This is a genomic window from Occallatibacter sp. (assembly GCF_036502485.1).
Classification (GTDB): domain Bacteria; phylum Acidobacteriota; class Terriglobia; order Terriglobales; family Acidobacteriaceae; genus Telmatobacter.
In genome coordinates, this window is the sequence record NZ_DASXYM010000051.1 from 65271 (window position 1) to 82559 (window position 17289).

Annotated in this window: 13 protein-coding genes; 8 read left to right on the forward strand and 5 right to left on the reverse strand. The window is 61.5% G+C overall.

Translation table 11 applies throughout. From position 1 onward, the window contains the following. Positions 1–20: 20 nt before the first annotated feature. The 6 genes from VGL22_RS08635 to VGL22_RS08660 all read left to right on the forward strand — a co-directional run bounded on the left by VGL22_RS08635 (position 21) and on the right by VGL22_RS08660 (position 6630). A complete protein-coding gene (locus VGL22_RS08635; RefSeq protein WP_465266500.1) occupies positions 21–1196 on the forward strand; it encodes an acyltransferase family protein in 1176 nt (391 codons plus the stop codon). A gap of 508 nt (positions 1197–1704) precedes the next feature. Continuing rightward, positions 1705–2598, forward strand: a complete 894-nt coding sequence (locus VGL22_RS08640; RefSeq protein ID WP_465266501.1) for a phosphoribosylaminoimidazolesuccinocarboxamide synthase — start codon at positions 1705–1707, stop codon at positions 2596–2598. 35 nt (positions 2599–2633) lie between these two features. Then, positions 2634–3173: a CvpA family protein gene (locus VGL22_RS08645; protein WP_465266502.1), complete on the forward strand. Its 540-nt coding sequence runs from the start codon at positions 2634–2636 to the stop codon at positions 3171–3173. 98 nt (positions 3174–3271) lie between these two features. Beyond that, positions 3272–3562 carry a helix-turn-helix domain-containing protein gene (locus VGL22_RS08650; RefSeq protein ID WP_465266503.1) on the forward strand — a complete coding sequence of 97 codons (291 nt, stop codon included), beginning with the start codon at positions 3272–3274 and terminating at the stop codon, positions 3560–3562. A gap of 318 nt (positions 3563–3880) precedes the next feature. Next, complete coding sequence (locus VGL22_RS08655) at positions 3881–4636, forward strand: HAD family hydrolase (RefSeq protein WP_465266504.1); 756 nt, start codon at positions 3881–3883, stop codon at positions 4634–4636. Next, positions 4633–6630 carry a type II secretion system protein GspD gene (locus tag VGL22_RS08660; protein WP_465266505.1) on the forward strand — a complete coding sequence of 666 codons (1998 nt, stop codon included), beginning with the start codon at positions 4633–4635 and terminating at the stop codon, positions 6628–6630. The genes VGL22_RS08655 and VGL22_RS08660 overlap by 4 nt, the downstream gene beginning before the upstream one ends. Positions 6631–6934: 304 nt before the next feature. Here the strand turns inward: VGL22_RS08660 and VGL22_RS08665 are convergent, their stop codons facing one another. The 4 genes from VGL22_RS08665 to VGL22_RS08680 all read right to left on the reverse strand — a co-directional run bounded on the left by VGL22_RS08665 (position 6935) and on the right by VGL22_RS08680 (position 11997). After that, positions 6935–7951 (reverse strand): DsbA family protein, encoded by a 1017-nt coding sequence (locus VGL22_RS08665; protein ID WP_465266506.1) that lies wholly within the window; start codon positions 7949–7951, stop codon positions 6935–6937. A 232-nt stretch (positions 7952–8183) separates the two neighbouring features. After that, positions 8184–9827 (reverse strand): NAD+ synthase, encoded by a 1644-nt coding sequence (locus VGL22_RS08670; RefSeq protein ID WP_465266507.1) that lies wholly within the window; start codon positions 9825–9827, stop codon positions 8184–8186. 37 nt (positions 9828–9864) lie between these two features. Beyond that, positions 9865–11307 (reverse strand): sensor histidine kinase, encoded by a 1443-nt coding sequence (locus tag VGL22_RS08675; protein ID WP_465266508.1) that lies wholly within the window; start codon positions 11305–11307, stop codon positions 9865–9867. Then, on the reverse strand, positions 11308–11997 hold the full coding sequence (locus VGL22_RS08680; protein WP_465266509.1) for a response regulator transcription factor: 690 nt from the start codon (positions 11995–11997) through the stop codon (positions 11308–11310). Between the two features lie 263 nt (positions 11998–12260). Here VGL22_RS08680 and VGL22_RS08685 point away from each other — a divergent pair, with 263 nt between their 5' ends. Further along, complete coding sequence (locus VGL22_RS08685) at positions 12261–12473, forward strand: hypothetical protein (RefSeq protein ID WP_465266510.1); 213 nt, start codon at positions 12261–12263, stop codon at positions 12471–12473. Between the two features lie 157 nt (positions 12474–12630). Here VGL22_RS08685 and VGL22_RS08690 read toward each other — a convergent pair whose 3' ends face one another. Continuing rightward, positions 12631–13623 carry an energy transducer TonB gene (locus tag VGL22_RS08690; protein ID WP_465266511.1) on the reverse strand — a complete coding sequence of 331 codons (993 nt, stop codon included), beginning with the start codon at positions 13621–13623 and terminating at the stop codon, positions 12631–12633. Between the two features lie 428 nt (positions 13624–14051). On the opposite strand from VGL22_RS08690, the gene VGL22_RS08695 reads away from it, so the two are divergent. Beyond that, complete coding sequence (locus VGL22_RS08695) at positions 14052–17129, forward strand: isoleucine--tRNA ligase (RefSeq protein ID WP_465266512.1); 3078 nt, start codon at positions 14052–14054, stop codon at positions 17127–17129. Positions 17130–17289: the final 160 nt, after the last annotated feature.

A 17289-nucleotide genomic window follows, 5' to 3' on the forward strand; every position in this document is an offset into this window, starting at 1 on the left:
TCAATCCCGTATCATGGCTCATGCCGGAAACCACCCTCCAACGAGCAGCCGGACTCGACTCACCCAACCCAGTTCTCCCTCCCACTCGCGACCTCTACATCGATCGCCTGCGCAGCATCATGACGGCCTTCGTCATCCTCCACCACACCGCCATCACCTACGGCGCCATCGGCGGATGGTTCTGGTATGAGCTCAAACCCTCCCGCGCGATCTCCAGCCAGTTGCTCATCGAGTTCTGCACCGTCAACCAGGCCTACTTCATGGGCTTCTTCTTCCTCCTCGCAGGCTACTTCACACCCGCATCACTGGAGCGCAAAGGCTACGCCCACTTCATCCGCGACCGCTTCCAGCGCCTCGGCATTCCACTGCTCGCATTCATTTTGATCCTCGGGCCGCTTACGGCTGCGATCGCGCATTTTGCGGACACGGGCCGATTCTGGGAAGTATTCCCGTATCTCGCGCAGCACTTTATCCTCATTCCCGGTCCGCTTTGGTTTGCCGAAGCCCTGCTGATCTTCTGCCTCGCCTACTGCGCGTGGCGAGCCAGATTCGGCGCACCGCTCGCATCCGCACAGCGCACACCGCGCCCGGGTCCGCGCGGCAGCACATGGCTGCTGAGTGCGCTCCTCACCGGCATCGCCGCCCTCGCCATCCGGCAGTTCATCCCCGTCGGCGTCAACATCGCATCCCTGCAACTCGGCTACTTCGCAACCTACATCGTTCTGTTCGCCGCCGGCATCGCCGCCTGGCGCTATGAATGGCTTCGCCAACTCTCTTGGAACAACTCCCGGACCGCCGTCCTTTCAGGCATGCTCGCGCTCCCGGTCATGCCCCTGGGCGTAATCCTCTCTCACGCCTTCCACAGCAAGGGCGACTTTGCCGGTGGCCTCTCATGGCAGGCCGTCCTCTACGCGCTCTGGGAGCCATTCGCGGCATGGGGGCTCATCGCCGGATGGCTACTGCTGATGCGCCGTTACGGCAATCAGCCATCAGCCTTCTGGAGCTGGCTCAACCGCCGCGCCTACGCGGTCTACATCATCCATCCACCGGTGCTGGTCGGCGTCACGGTTCTGCTGCATCCATGGGCTGCGCCGGCACTCGTCAAGTTCGCCATCGCGGGCACCCTCGCCTGCGCAGCCTCCTGGCTCATTGCTGATCCGCTGGTGCGGACGCCCCGCCTGCGGCGCATCCTGTAAACGGCACAGCCGCACAGCATCATCGCCTGAAGAGCTGGCAATCTCGCAAAGAGCTGGTGAGGAAATGTGTAGTAAGGGAATGCGTGTCGTTATACAAAAAATCGCCTCCGAAGGAAGTCTTCGCTTCGGAGGCGCTTGCATTTCACAAGATAGCAATTGGTCGGGTACCAGTAGCCGGCACTGGAGGTCGGTAGTACGCGGCTACTGGCAATCCGTTCACAAAACGAGACTAGCAGCGGCTTCCCCTTTCCACGGCTGCCTCGTGTCGCCTGCTCAAGAGAGGTCTGTACTGCTGCCCCTCGAGCCTGTTGACAATTTGAAGTTTCTCTCATCCGTGAGACTCAATCCGTGACGGCCGTCACACTCGTTTGAGTGGATTCAGCACACTGGTTTTCTATTTCTCCACACAGCACGTTACCTCTGGCGGTGCCTGGAACTCCCCGTTTGACAAACCCCGCGGACCGCTCGAAAATCGAAACTTCAAGCCGTTCTCATGAAAGGCCCTGCCGTGCCTGCTCTCATCCAAACTCATCTTGGCAACACCCCTCTGCTTGGCCGCGGCAAAGTTCGCGATCTCTATGCAATAGGCGACAATCTCCTGCTCGTCGCCACCGATCGCATCTCGGCATTCGATCACGTCCTCGGCACCGGCATTCCCGGAAAAGGCAAAATCCTCACCCAGATTTCCCTCTTCTGGTTCGACCTCCTGTCTGACATCGTTCCCAATCATCTGATCGCTACAACTGTCGACCAGTTCCCCGCGGAGTTGCATCCCTATCGCGACCAGCTCGAAGGACGGTCCATGCTGGTCAAGCGCGCGCAAATGTTTCCCATTGAGTGCGTGGCGCGCGGCTATCTCGCCGGCTCCGGCTGGAAGGAGTACCAGGCCCAGGGCACCGTGTGCGGCATCCCCCTCCCCTCTGGCCTTCAGGACGGCTCGCGCCTTCCTGAGCCCATCTTCACCCCGGCCACCAAGAGCCCCGACGGCGCCCACGACGAGAACATCTCCTTCCAGCGCGTGCAGCAAATCATCGGCGCCAGTGACGCCGGCGAGCTTCACCGCCTCACCATGGCCATCTACGCCAAAGCGGCAGCCCACGCAGAATCCTGCGGCCTCATCCTCGCCGATACCAAGTTCGAGTTCGGCCGCGTCGCTAACCAGATCGTCCTTGCCGACGAAGTGCTCACGCCCGACTCTTCGCGCTTCTGGGATGCGAAACTATGGAAGCCAGGCGGCGCGCAGGCCTCCTTCGACAAGCAATTCGTGCGCGACTATCTCGAATCCATTCGCTGGAATAAGCAGGCTCCAGCGCCCTCCCTGCCTGACGATGTAGCGGAGCGCACCCAGGCCAAGTATCTCGAGGCCTTTCGGCTCCTCACCGGTCGGCATCTAACCCTTTAATCCCTTGGATCGCGCCTCGCGCGGAGTATGAAGCTATGACGGCAGTTGACTGGGCGGTTGTCATCATCCTGGTGTGCGCAGTCCTTGGAGGACTGCTCCAGGGCTTCTTCCGCTCGGTGTGCGGCCTGCTCGGCGTCGTCCTCGGCCTGCTCATTGCAGCATGGAACTACGGAAAACTCGCTGCATTGTTTTTGCCTCTTGTCCAGGTGCCCGCCATTGCGAATACAATGGCATTTCTGCTCATCGCAATCATCGTGATGGCCCTCATCGGCCTGATCGGAAACCTGCTGGCCAAGGCCTTCCGCTTACTCGGTCTCGGATGGCTCGACGGCTTGGCCGGCGCAGTGTTTGGCTTTTTTCAGGGAGTGCTTCTGGTCGTCATCGGAATCCTGGTGGTGGTTGCATTTTTTCCCCAAGCCCATTGGATCGCCGATGCCCGGCTGCCGCGCATGTTTTTCGGCGCCTGCCACGTCAGTGCCAACGTAACCCCAGCCGAACTGGGCGAACGGGTACGTAACGGCCTGCACGCATGGGAAGCCGAGTCCCCGCGGTGGATGCATCCGGGGCAAAGTTGAAGCCCATTTTGGGCGAAATTTAAGACCAGCCTTGAGGTGCTGGTTTTGCCGGTACGCCGGCTCGGCGGTTGTGGCAATCTAACAAAAGCGCGAGGTGGATGTTGAGACGAGAACTGGACAGCCTGGTCACACAGATGCATTCCAGCGGAATTCGCTACGAAGATGCCGTCAAGGAATTCAAACGCCAATACCTCCGCGAGGTCCTGATTGCGAACCGGGGTAACCAGTGCAAGGCTGCCGAGGAACTCGGCATGCACCGCAACACCCTCAGCCGCGCCATGGCTGAGCTGGGCCTGAGTCTCGCGGAAGTCCGCGCCGGCCTCAAGCGTCCGCCCCGCTCCGAACGTCCTGTATACAGCACGGCACGCCAGGGCCTTCGCCAGGGCTGACCCGCCAGCGGAATGATAGGAAGAATGGAGATTTGTTTTCCGTCGGATTGATTCTGAGGCCGCCGGACAAACAACGGTTGAATCACAGCCTCTGTAACAGGGCACGATCTCACAGGCTGCTCAAAAATGCCTGAAGGAAGCGCTTTGTAACAGGGCACGACTTCAGTCGGGCCGATAAGCTGCTCATTTCGTTGCTTCTGGGCTTTAGCCCCTGCTAACGCGGACTCACCGCACCAGTTCTATACAATCTGTTCAGCCCGAGGTCGTGCGCGAAATGGAACACACCTCAAATCCGCACCGATAGAGCCGCTGTATCTCATGGAGACTCGGATTCACGACGCCGCACCGCAGCCCCAGATCGCCATCGCTCCCGGCTTCACCTGGGACCAGCAGGACGCTTATCTATTTGACATTGACGGCACCCTGCTGCGAAGCCGCGACCGCATCCACGTCAACTCCTTCGCTCACAGCGTGCAGCGCATCACCGGATTTGAAGTCACCCTCGAAGGCATAGCCCTCCAGGGCAACACCGACACCGGCATCCTCCGCGAAGCCTGCGCCCAGGCCGGCATCCCCCCTGACGTTCTCGAATCCCAGACCGCCGCAATCCTCGAAGCCATGTGCCACAACGTGAACGAGCAGCGTCACGCCATGGAGCTGGTCCGCATGCCCGGCGTCGAAGACACCCTGCGCCACCTCGCCGCGCGTGGCAAGCTCCTGGGCGTGGCCACCGGCAATCTCGAACTCATTGGCTGGCTCAAAATCGAGCACGCCGGCCTGCGCGAGTGGTTCCACTTCGGCGGCTTCAGTGACAACTTCCCGATTCGCTCGGAACTCATCGCGCACGCCGCACGCAAAGCCCGCGAACTGGCCGGCGCCGATGCCCGCGTCTGCGTGGTCGGTGATACCCCCCGCGACATCGAAGCTGCGCACGCCAATTCCCTGCCCGTCATCGCCGTGGCCACAGGCCGCTCCAGTTTCGAAGACCTGCTTGCGCACCACCCGGAAGTCTGCGCCACCAGCCTGGCCCATCTGCTCGCCCACACCCGCGGGCACAACCCGAGCGCCGCATGACAACCCACCGCCAACACACGCTGCTGCCCTTCGCGAGGCTGCTGCTCGCCTGCACCCTTGCGGCGTGCGCAAGTGCGCCCCTGTGCGCGCAATCGCCGGCACCTCCGCAGACGCAGCCTCCCGCGTCAGCCCCCGCAACCCCAGACACAACTCCGGCTGCAGCGCCTCCACCAGCACCCTCCGCGGCACCTCCAGCGGAAAAGCCCGTCAAGCTCCCCAGCACCGCCGACCGCCGCCGCGCTGCCAAGCTCTACATGCAGGCCGCCTCGCTCTATACCGCGCAGCACTTTGAAGAGGCGATGGAGCTCGATGACAAAGCCGCGGCCCTCGACCCCACCAACCCCGACTACGCCCTGGCCACGGAGGTTGCACGCAGCCACGCTGTAACCGCCCTCATCCAGCAATCCACAAAAAACCAGATCAGGGGCGACTACGCAGCCGCCCGCGCCGCACTCGAGCGCGCCCAGCAGCTCGACCCCGGCAACATCAATGTTCGCGATCACCTCCGCGACGTGGCGGACGCCGCCATCCGCACCTCTCCAGGCATCGACCAGTACACGAAAGTGCCCGCCCTGGCCGCCCCCCTTGAGCTTCTTCCCAAGCCCGGCACGCAGAGCTTCCATCTCCACACCGGGCGCCGCCAGATCATCCAGCAGGTCTTCTCCGCATTCGGCATCAACGCCACCGTTGACAACAGCGTCCGCGGCGACCGGGCACGCCTCGATATTGACGACGCTACCTTCGCGCAGGCCATGCGCGCGCTCAATCTGATGAACAACACCTTCTACGTGCCCATCGATCTGCATCGCGCGCTGGTGGCCCGCGACACCACCACCAACCGCATGCAGTATCAGCGCAACGCGGTCGACACCGTCTCCCTCTCCGGCCTGAATGCCAACGACATGACGGAGATCGGCAACATCGCGCGAAACGTGTTTGAAGTGCGCCAGCTCAGCGTCGACCAGAGCTCCGCCACCGCCGTGCTGCGCGGTCCCGTCGACACCCTCAACGCCTTCAACGCTACCTATCAAGACCTGCTCTCCGGCCGCAGCCAGATCATGCTCAACGTGCGCCTCATCCAGATTGCGCACAACAATGAGCGCGTCACCGGCGTTCTGCCTCCCCAAACCATCACTGCCTTCAACGTGTATGCCGAAGAGCAGAAAATCCTCAGCGACAACGCCGCGCTGGTACAGCAGATCATCTCCTCGGGCCTTGCAGCGCCGGGAGACACCCTCACCATCATCGGCATCCTGCTCGCCTCCGGTCAGGTCTCCAGTTCGCTCCTGCAGGGCGGCCTCATCGTTTTCGGCGGCGGATTAACCCAGACTGGCCTGGTGCCCAGCAATCCCCTCACCGTAAGCCTCAACCTCAACTCGTCCGAATCCCGCGCCCTCGACAGCTCCAGCCTTCGCCTTGAAGACGGCGAGGAAGGCACCCTCAAGAGCGGATCGCGTTACCCCATCATGACCTCGACGTTCTCCAACCTGGGCATCGCTAACTCCAGCATCGCGGGCGTTACAATTCCGGGCACCTCCAGCAGCCTCGGATCGCTGCTCTCCAGCTTCGCCGGGACCACTTCCAACATCCCGCAATTCCAGTACGAAGACCTCGGGCTCACTCTCAAGGCGCGTCCGCGCGTGCTGCGCTCCGGCGACGTCGCCCTCAACGTCAGCCTGAAGATCACGGCCTTGGCGGGCGCCGCCATCAACAACGTCCCCATCCTCGCCAACCGCTCCTATGAAGGAGCCGTTACCGTGCCGTCCAACCAGGCTGTGGTCCTGGCCGCCGAACTCGACAAGACCGAGACCCGCGCCATCAGCGGCTGGCCCGGCCTGAGCGAAATCCCCGGCCTCAACAACACCACCCAGAAAGACGTCCAGGCGAATTACTCCACGCTGCTCATCATCATTTCACCGCACGTCATCCGCAGCCCCCACGCCGCCGGCCACACCCCCATGTTCCGCGTCGAACGCACCCAGAACATCCGCTGATCAAGATCCGTCCATTCCGCGCGTAGTGGTTTTGCGCAGCTCACGTGCCAATTCGATACCGTGCCCCATCCTGTCGCCTTTTTTCTGGCGACAGGGTGGGAAACCACGAACCTCGATGCGCCCACATCCGCACAAGGCAACAGGTTTGTCATCTGGAGGGGCGCAGCGACGAAGGACCCGCTTTGGCTTTGCTTTTGTTCAAGCCTTGTTTTCAAGTCCGGCTTTGCCTTCGCAATTGCAAATCTCCTCCAAAAACAAAACGCCCCACCCGTCGTCGACGGCATGGGGCACCCTGCTCAATCATTTACTGCGAGATTCCGTCCAGCTTCTCCTGGTACTGAATGATGTTCTTGAGCGTCTCATACGGCACACCGCCCACTGGAACCTGCCGGCCGTTGATCACCAGAGTCGGCGTCTGGCTGATATTCAGATCCTCCGCCAGCTTCACTGACTGCTCCACAGCGTCCGATGTCTCAGGCGACTTGGCGCAGGCATCCACCTTGGCTGTGTCGAGCCCGGCCTTGGTCACCGCGCTGTTCAGCGTCAGCTGCGCGCCGTCGGCGGTGTTCAGCCCCTCCTGCCCTTCGAACGCGGAGTCGGCAAAAGTGAAGAACGCTTTGTTGCCCCCAAGCTTGGTCACGCACACGCCATAAGCGGCAGCTAGCTTCGCCTGCGGATGAATCCGCTCCAGCGGATAGTTCTGGAACACAATGCGCGCTTTCGGGAAGTCCGTCACCAGCTTGTCCATGTTGGCCTGGGCTTCCTTGCAATGCGGGCATTGGAAATCCGCAAACTCAACCAGCTCCAGTGTCTTGTCGGCTGAGCCGCGATACGGCCCGTTGGCATCGGCCTGCACCTTGGCCCGTGCGTCTGCGTACGGATTCGCTCCAAACGGATAGACATCATCCCCGGCAATAATGTGCTTGCCATCGGGCAGGGCGAAAAATCCAAATGCGCCGGGCTTCTGCTTGCCCGTCTTGTCGCCCACATAGACCACAACCTTGGTGATGCCTTCGGCCTGCGTCTTCATGATCGCGGCCACCTGCCACACGCGGTTCTCGTCGTAGCCCCAGCTCGCGGTGAGAAACTGGTTGATCTCTTCCTTGGTCGGCTTGCTGGCGGTGAAGTTCTTCGGATCCGGCGCCGGAAACTTGGGCGCTTCCGCGGTGGCAACCGGCGCTGAAGGAGCCTGCGCCCCCGTAGCCTGCGCCGGCGCGGGCGGTACCTGCTTCGGTGCGTCCTGCTGTGCGACGGCCACCATGGTGGTTGTTGAAGCGGCCAGCAGGGCGAAGCTGGCAATACGGCCTAATTGATGAATCAAACCTGTTCTCCTTCGAGCGAATGTTCTTATTATCGCTTTCCGTCGCGGCCGCGTGCCACCTCCGGCATACTGAGGACACAAATCCAGCAACGAATCCACGAATAATCTGGGTGTCCCGGATCTCGATTCCGAGACCTGGGATTCACGAATTCCATCTGGCCCCGGCAGAGATTTCGTCCCCAACCACGGCCTGCCATCGTAATGACTGATCTGCGCGAGTCTCTCCGTAAACTTATACCTGAACCTTTACCGCTATGGGAAAACGCCGTCCCATGCCGAAAGACTTCGAAGTGACCTTCAGAACCGGCGCCGCCTGCTGCCGCTTATACTCTGAGCGCTCCACCAGCCGCACCACCTGTTGGACCAGCGACAGCGGAAATCCGTAACTCTCCGCAATGTGCTCCGGCGTCTCATACCGCTCCACATAAGCCTCCAGAATCGGATCGAGCACCTCATACGGCGGCAGCGAATCCGTATCCATCTGCCCCGGCCGCAGCTCGGCCGACGGTGGCTTGACCAGGATCGCTTGCGGGATAACCTCGCCCCCCCGATTGATCCAGCCGCACATCGAGTAGACCCTCAGCTTCATCAGATCGCCAATCACTGCCAGCGCGCCCACCATGTCGCCATAAAGGGTGCAATAACCCACCGCCATCTCGCTCTTGTTGCCCGTCGTCAGCACCAGCGCGCCCAGCTTGTTTGACAAGGCCATCAGCAGCGTTCCGCGAACCCGCGGCTGAATGTTCTCCTCGGTCAGATCGCTCGCCATCCCTTCAAAGAGCGGCTCCAACGTCTTCGTGAACTCGCTGAACAGCCCGCTGATGCCCAGAATCTCGTACCGTATTCCCAGCGTGGCCGCCAGCTTCCGGCTGTCGTCAATCGACCCCTGTGACGAATACGGACTCGGCATCCCCACGCCAATCACGTTCTCCGCGCCCAAAGCCTCCGTGGCAATCGCCGCCACCAGCGCTGAGTCAATGCCGCCGCTCAGCCCCACAAGCACCTTCCTGAATCCGCACTTGCGCACGTAATCGCGCGTGCCCAGCACCAGGGCGTGATAAGCCCCCTCGCTGTCATCCTCTTCGGGAACGTCAATCTCGGCGGCCGTGAATGGATCCACGATCACCAGGTCCTCAGCAAAGCTTCTCGCCTGCGCAACCACTTCGCCTTTCGCGTTGATCGCCAGCGAGGAGCCATCGAAAATCAGGCTGTCATTGCCACCCACCTGGTTCGACAGCACCACGGGGATGCCATCCCTCTTCGCAATCGCCGTCAGCATCCGGCGCCGCACCGCGCGCTTGCCATGCCAGTAGGGTGAAGCCGAAATGTTAATGTGCATCTGCGCCTGCTGCGCCATCAACTCTTCAATCGGGTCGATCGCGTAAAGCCGCTGCGGCCAGAAGTTCTTGTCGTTCCACGCGTCTTCGCACACGCTCACAGCCAGCCGCACGCCATCCAGCTCCACCACCTTCTGGCTGTTGCCAGGGCAGAAGTAGCGCTGCTCGTCAAACACGTCATAAAAGGGCAGCAGCCGCTTGTGCTGCTCCAGCAGAATCTGCCCCTTGTCGATCAGGAATGCCGCATTCACCGCGGGTTTGCCCGACCCCTCCGGCGCCTTCAACGCCACACCCGCCAGCAGCGCACAGCCCAGCTCATGCGTGGCCGCGGCCAGCTCGTCCACCACCGCACGGCAGCGTGCCAGAAAACTCGGCTTTTCCAGAAAGTCGGCAGGCGGATACCCACAGATGCAAAGCTCTGAAAATACCGCCAGCCGAGCGCCCTGCTCCGCCGCACGACGGCTCACGTCCAGAATCTTTGCCAGGTTTCCGGTGAAATCGCCTATGGTTGGGTCAATCTGCGCGAGCGCAATCTTCACACTTCCAGTTTAAACGCCCTCTCGCAAGAACCACGCGCTACCGCACAGCAACGTCCATCAGCACAATAACCGGCAGGATCACGCGGAAACGCGCGCCTCCGGTTCGTCCTGAATCAATCGCAATACTCCCCCCATGCGCCTCCACCGCCCACTTCGCGATAGCCAGGCCAAGCCCGGCGCCCCCCGTAGCCCGCGTGCGAGAATCGTCCAGACGATAGAACCGGTCAAACACCTTCTGCCGCGCCACTTCAGGAATGCCAGGTCCCTCATCCTCGACCGCCAGGAGAATCGCAGGCGTGGCGCCCCGCGCGCCGGGCTCCGCCCACCACATCACTCGAATGGCACTATCGTCCGGCGAGTACTTCACCGCATTGTCGAGCAGGTTGATCAGCATCATCCGCAGGAACCTGCGGTCAGCCAACACCTGAATCGCCGTGTCACCCTCCACCGCAATCGACTGCCCCTTCTCTTCCGCCAGAACCGAGAGCAGCGCCACGGACTCGTGCACCAGTTCGCTCCATGCAAACTCCGTCTTCTGCAGATCGATATCGCCTGACTCCGCATGAGCCATGGTCAGCAGCGTGTCGACCATCGAGCTCAGCTTTGCCACCTCTTCAAGCATGCTGCCAATCACGTCGCAGTACCCATCGGCATTATGATCGGTTTGCATTCCCACTTCACCCACGCTGCGCATCGACGCAAGAGGCGTGCGCAGTTCGTGCGAAACATCCGACGTAAACCTCTTCAGCTTGTCGAAGGAGTCTTCCAGGCGCTCCAGCAGTGTATTCAGCACCAGGGCCATGTGCCCCACTTCATCGTGCGGGTTCTCCACCGGAATGCGCTCGCTCAAGCGGCTGGCCGTGATGCGCACGGTCGTCCGCGCCATGTTATCCAGCGGCCGCAGCGCTTGTCCTGTCAGTCGATACCCCAGGATTCCGGCAAGCGGGAGCGCAAACGGCATCACCAAAGCCATGCTCAGAAAAAATCCCAGCGCCCGCTTGCGCAGCGGATACACGTTATAGCCCACGCGCATGAGCAGCATGTGGCCCTTCATCACATGAAGATGGCTTACCCAAAACACGGGCCTGCCGTCGCACAACCGGGCCCGGCGCGCGACATAGAGGCGCCTGGTGAACTCGCCGGGAGCCGGAGGACCGCCCAGATCGCACTCCCTCAGCCTGTCGTTGCGAAAAAGAACCTCGCCCGTCGGACTCATCACCTGCATCAGCCGGTCAATTACCTTCCGCGCTTCAGGACGGCTGTGGTAGTCCTCGTGCATAAAAAGGTGCCCGTCTCCATCGAAATAGAGCAGCCCTTCTACAGTCTCCAGGTCCTCCACCTCCTCGTGATAAAGCTGCTCGTTGATCTGCCAGTAATGCAGCAGCGAACTACCCACGATATAGGCCGTGAGCAACATGCTGAAGATGACCATGTAGGAGAGCATCAGCCGCGAACGAATCGATCGAGAACGGAACCGCACTCAGTCCTCCTGCGCCTGGCGCAAAACGAATCCCACTCCGCGGATCGTATGCAGCAACTTGGCCGGAAACGGGTCGTCCACTTTGCGCCGAATACGCGCAATGTGCACGTCGATCACGTTGTCGAGTGTGGAGTAGCGCATGGGAGCCTTCCACACGTCGCGCACAATCATCTCCCGCGACACCAGCGTGCCCCGGTTGGCCATCAGGTACTCCAGCAGCTCAAACTCCCGGGCCGTCAAATCCAGAACGCTCCCCGCGCGGGTGGTCACATGCGCCTTCAGGTCCATTGTCAGATCGGCCACCTGGAGGAGAACCGGAGCATCCATCACCGTCCGCCGTTTCAGAGCGCGCAGCCGTGCCAGCAGTTCCGGAAACGCAAACGGTTTCACCAGGTAGTCGTCGGCCCCGGCGTCCAGCCCGCGCACCCGGTCATCCACATCCCCGCGGGAGGTCAGAATCAGCACCGGCGTCTTGGTGCCCCCGCGCCGCAGCTCTCGCACAATCTCCAGTCCGCTGAGCCGCGGCAGCATCAGGTCAAGCAAAATGACGTCGGCCTGGTTGGTGGCAAGGTGCTTCATTGCCTGCTCGCCTGACCACGCAACGGCCGCTTCAAACCCGCTTTGCCGCAGCCCCTCGGCTATGGCATCGGCGAGCTTCACTTCATCTTCAACTATCAGAATTCGTTCCATCGGCAACCGGGAGGGAAGATTTTGTGTACGGGAGTTATGGTTGCATCATCTACTTTCGACAGCTTGCTCGCAAGCAACTTTTAAGGAAGTGTTCAGAAAGTCTTCAGTCAACCTTGTGTTTTGATAGTCGTCGAACCTAATGTGCACGCAAGCAGCGGAGTTGGCATCGAAATGATCAGAAAGCGCTCTCACAGTCGCCCCGCTCCAGGCGCGCACAGGAGCTTTGCGAACCACTACTTCCTACCAGTCTGCAGGAGAGAATCATGAACCAGAGTGGCATTAAAAAAGTCGAAACGATGAAGGCCGGCATTCCCCACAACCTCAATTCTCCTGAAGCGGTATTGCGCGACCTCGCTTGCCTCCTGGAGGAATACGGCCCGGCCTGGTACACCGAGGCTCAGCACCGCCGTGTGCAGGCTGCGCTGCTCAGTGATCCGTCGCGGCACACAGCAACCGCATTCAGCGCAAGCCACTAGACCTGCGCCGACGACCCGGGACAGCGGTTCGCATTTCCGCGGTTCTTCATCGTGCGAGCACGTTCAGCCAGAACTCGGATTGCGCAGCAAAAACCCCAGACTCCGCCGAGTCTGGGGTTTTTCTCGTTCCCTTGATGGGTCCCTGCGCCCCATCCCATCAGTAAAGGCGGAAGTTCACCGCGATCGTCACCATGACGGGGACCGGCTGGCGGCCATCCTTGAGCGCAGGCTTGAACTTGTACTTCCGCACCGCCTCAAGCGCCTTCTCGTCCAGCCCCATGCCCAGCGGCCGCACCACCCGCGGATTCTGCGGATTTCCCTGCGCGTCCACGATCAGGCTGATCATCACCTCGCCCTGGTACTTGGCCCGGCGCGCTTCGTCACTGAACTCGGCTTCCGGTGCGTTGATGGCCACAGGAGCCGAAATGCCGCCGCCCACGCGATAAACACCGCCACCAGTATTGCCGCCGGTCCCCGGCCCGTAGCCGTTCCCGTTGCCTGATCCCAATCCGCCGCCGGAGCCGGTGCCCATACCCCCGCCCGTTCCCTGCCCGTTCGAGGCCAGGCTCACATTGGGCGAGCTGTGGACACCCACCATGGGCAGCAGCGGGTTGTCAGGCAGCTTGATGTCCTTCTGCACATTGATGGCGGAATCGACCGCCAGCTTTGGCTTCTCCACCAGCGGAACCATCGGCGGAGCCTGAGGATGAGGATCAATCTTGGGAAGATGGCCCTTGATCGGATCCACCAGGTCATGCGAACCGCCGCCGCCGCCGCCGCCCGCCTTGTTGGCCTTCAGCGGAGCCTTGAAGTCGGAGATGTCGATGTTGGTCGCGGTCAGCGGCGGCTTCTTGATTTCCTGGTAGATCTTGCGCGCCCCGAAAAACAGCACCACTGCCAAAATCAAGCCGTTGACCACCGTGGCCGTTCCCACAGCCCAGGGGTTGGTCTTGACCGCCATGCGGTCAATCACCGGGATAGGCGCGGACGTCAGCTCAAGAGGTGGCAGCTTGGGCGGGAAAAAGAAGTCCCGGAGGTTGCCGTACAACTCCGTCCAGATAGGCTTCTCTTCAAACCCGCGTCCGAGGAAAGTATCGAGTTCGTGACCTTCCGCCGTGGGTACGTCGGACGGGGTGACTGTTTGTGTCATAGATGTGATCCCGGCAGTTGGACCGGCGTACCTTCCCCTTGGATTCACGGGCCGGCGGTCGTTGCCGTTTCCGCCCAAGGATTCATTATGCTCGAACGTCGTGAGTCTTGTCGCGGCGGCCGGGCTGGAAGTCTCCGAATGGTTACTCGAGTCTACCGGACCAGCGGCGGCCTGTCCGGGCTCCAGAATCTCATATTCCGCAGGCTTAGGAACTCCCATAAGTGAATAGACGACTCGTCCGTTAAGTTGTTAGGGGACTAGCCCAAAAAGTATCCTGATTGCATCTGGATTGTGAGGGAACTGAGCTTTTTGCCAGACACCCCGGCCCGCTGCCCGCGCACCCTTCCCAACCCTCACACATCCAACAAACACCGCCCGTCGCCAGTTACACTTGAAGAGACCGATTCTGCACAAATTACGGAGAACCAATGCCCCCAGCGCCGGAGCTCAAGGCGACCCTGAATCTGCCCCAGACGGCCTTCCCCATGAAGGCCAATCTGCCTCTGAATGAACCACTTCGTCTGGCCCGCTGGGCATCCTTGCGCCTCTATGACGAGCTGCGGAAGGCCGGCAAAGGCCGCCCTTCCTACATCCTTCACGACGGTCCTCCCTATGCCAACGGGCCCATTCACCTCGGCCATGCCTTAAATAAAGGCTTGAAGGATTTTGTCGTAAAGTCCAGAACCATGGCCGGTTATGACGCTCCCTACGTTCCAGGGTTCGACTGTCACGGCCTGCCGATTGAAATCAAGGTTGATGAGCAGCTTGGCCGCAAAAAACTGGAGATGCCCGCCGCTGAAGTGTTGGATGCATGCCGGGCTTACGCGCAAAAATATATTGACCTCCAGACCTCGCAGTTCGAACGAATCGGCGTCTTCGGCCGCTGGGGCTCGCCGTACAAAACCATGTCGCGCGACTACGAAGCGCGCACCCTTGAGGCCTTCTACGGCTTCCTCGAGAAGGACTTCGTCTATCGCGGACTCAAGCCGGTCTACTGGTGCATCCACGACCGCACCGCCCTCGCCGACGCCGAAATCGAGTACGAGAACCACACCAGCCCGTCCGTCTACGTGCGCTACAAGCTGACTTCGCCCGCGGAGGCGCTCGATCCAGCCCTGGCCGGCCGCGAGGTATACACCATCATCTGGACCACGACCCCGTGGACGCTGCCCGCGTCCCTGGCCGTCGCCTTCCACCCCGACTTCGACTACGTCGCCCTCGCAACGGCCTCGGACGCCACAGACCCGGGTGCCCCATCCAGGCTCGGCCTGGGCGGGGAAGGCCCCGTCTACATCGTTGCCGCCGAACTCGCCGCAAGCGTCATCGCGGCTACAAAGCTCCAGAATCCCCGGGAGATCGCCCGCTTCAAGGGCGCTAAGCTCGAGCGTCAGACCTTCCAGCACCCCTTCCTCGACCGCTCCATCCTCGGCGTCCTCGGCGACTACGTCACCGCCGACACCGGCACCGGCGCGGTCCACACCGCCCCCTCCCATGGCGCGGAGGACTTCTACACCGGGCAGAAATACGGCCTCGACCTGACCTGCCGTGTCGACGCCGCCGGCCGCATCCATTACGACGAAAGCGCCTGGAACCTCGCCGCTCCGCCGCCATTCGACGGCCTGACGGTCTGGAAGGCCAACCCCGTCATCCTCGCCCTGCTCGCCGAGCACGGCGCGCTGCTCGGTTCAGGCAACCTCGAGCACTCCTATCCGCACTGCTGGCGCTGCCACAACCCCGTCATCTTCCGTGCCACCGAGCAGTGGTTCATCTCGCTCGAGACGCCCATGAAGCGCGCCGACGGAACCGACACGACATTCCGCCAGCTCAGCATCGAGGAGATCGACAAGGTCACCTGGGATCCCGCCTGGGGCAAAGAGCGCATCACCAACATGATCGCCACCCGCCCCGACTGGTGCATCAGCCGCCAGCGCATCTGGGGCGTGCCTATTGCCGTATTCCTGTGCGAGGGCTGCAATGAGCCCGTCATCGACGCCGGGCTGAACCGCAAAGTCGTCCAGTTGTTTGAAGACCAGGGCGCCGAAGCCTGGCATGAGCCCAAAGCGATGGACCTTCTTCCCGCCGGAACCCAGTGCGCCAAGTGCGGCAAAGCCGAGTTCCGCAAAGAAACCGACATCCTCGACGTCTGGTTCGACTCCGGCACAAGCTGGTTTGCCGTGTGCGAATCCGACCCCGAACTCTCCCGCCCGTACAAAGCTTTCCAGCACGGGGAAGCCGGCGCCTCCGAACAACTCGTCGCGAGCGGGCCTGGTAACAAGGGCACCGCTTCAGCCGGGCCATATCAGCCCCAGGAAAAAGGAGGGGCTTTAGCCCCTGCCGCCCCCACGGTCCTCTACCTTGAAGGCGGCGATCAGCACCGCGGCTGGTTCCACTCCTCCCTGCTGACCAGCGTTGCCCTGCGCGGCCGCGCTCCCTATTCGCACGTGGCCACCGCCGGCTGGACACTCGACGAGCAGGGCCGCGCCATGTCCAAGTCGCTCGGCAACGGCGTCGATCCCGTCGACATCGCCCAGCGCATGGGCGGCGAGATCGTGCGCCTGTGGGTCGCTTCGGTCGACTTCCGCGAGGACATGGCCGCCAGCGAAAACCTCATGGCCCGCTGCGCCGAGATCTACCGCAAGCTGCGCAACACCTTCCGCTTCCTGCTCGGAAATCTTGCCGGCTTCAACCCCGCAACCGACACGATCGCCGAATCCGACCTCCTCCCGCTCGACCGCTACATGCTCGCCCGCACCCGCGAGCTCACCGAGAAGATCCTCGCGTGGTATGAACAATTCGAGTTCCATCGTGTCTATCACGCGGTCAACGAATTCGCCATCGTCGACCTCAGCTCGTTCTACCTCGACGTGCTGAAGGATCGCATGTACACCTTCGCGCCCACCAATCCCGCGCGCCGTTCGGCTCAGACGGTCCTCTGGAAGATCACTGAGACACTGACCCGTCTTCTCGCGCCCATCCTCAGCTTCACATCCGACGAAGTGTGGGAGTACCTGCCCGCCATCGAAGGCCGCGAAGCCAGCGTGCACCTCGCCCTGTTTCCCAAACCAGAAGAGGTGTTTTCGGAAGACCCGCGAGGCATTTCCAAGGATTGGGAAACGCTGCTATCCACACGCAATGAGGTCCTGAAAGGACTTGAACTGGCGCGCCAGGAAAAGAAAATCGGCAAAGCCTTGGAAGCAGATGTGACGATCCACGCCGGACATGATGATCTGCGCATACTTCAAAATTACGAATCCGCACTCAAGGAATTCATGAACGTGTCGAGAGTCACCTTGGTCGATGCTGCGAAAACCGATCCAACGGGAAAGCTCATTGTTCATGCGCCTGCAGTCGATGTGACCCCCGCTTCCGGCCACAAATGCGCACGCTGCTGGAACTTCATGCCTGAAGTCTCCAACTACGGCATCTGGGAGAATGTCTGCACCCGCTGCCAGCATGCCCTGCACGAAATGAACATCGAACCCCCGCAGCCGGAGACCGTCCCGTGAGCCTCACATCCTCTATCCGCCTGCCCTGGCTCCTGCTCATCTCCTTCGTCGTTTTCACCCTCGACCGCTGGTCCAAAACCTGGGTGGCTGCCCACATCGCGCTCGGCAATGCCATCCCGGTCATCGATCACGTCTTCCGCATCTCCCACTGGACCAACGA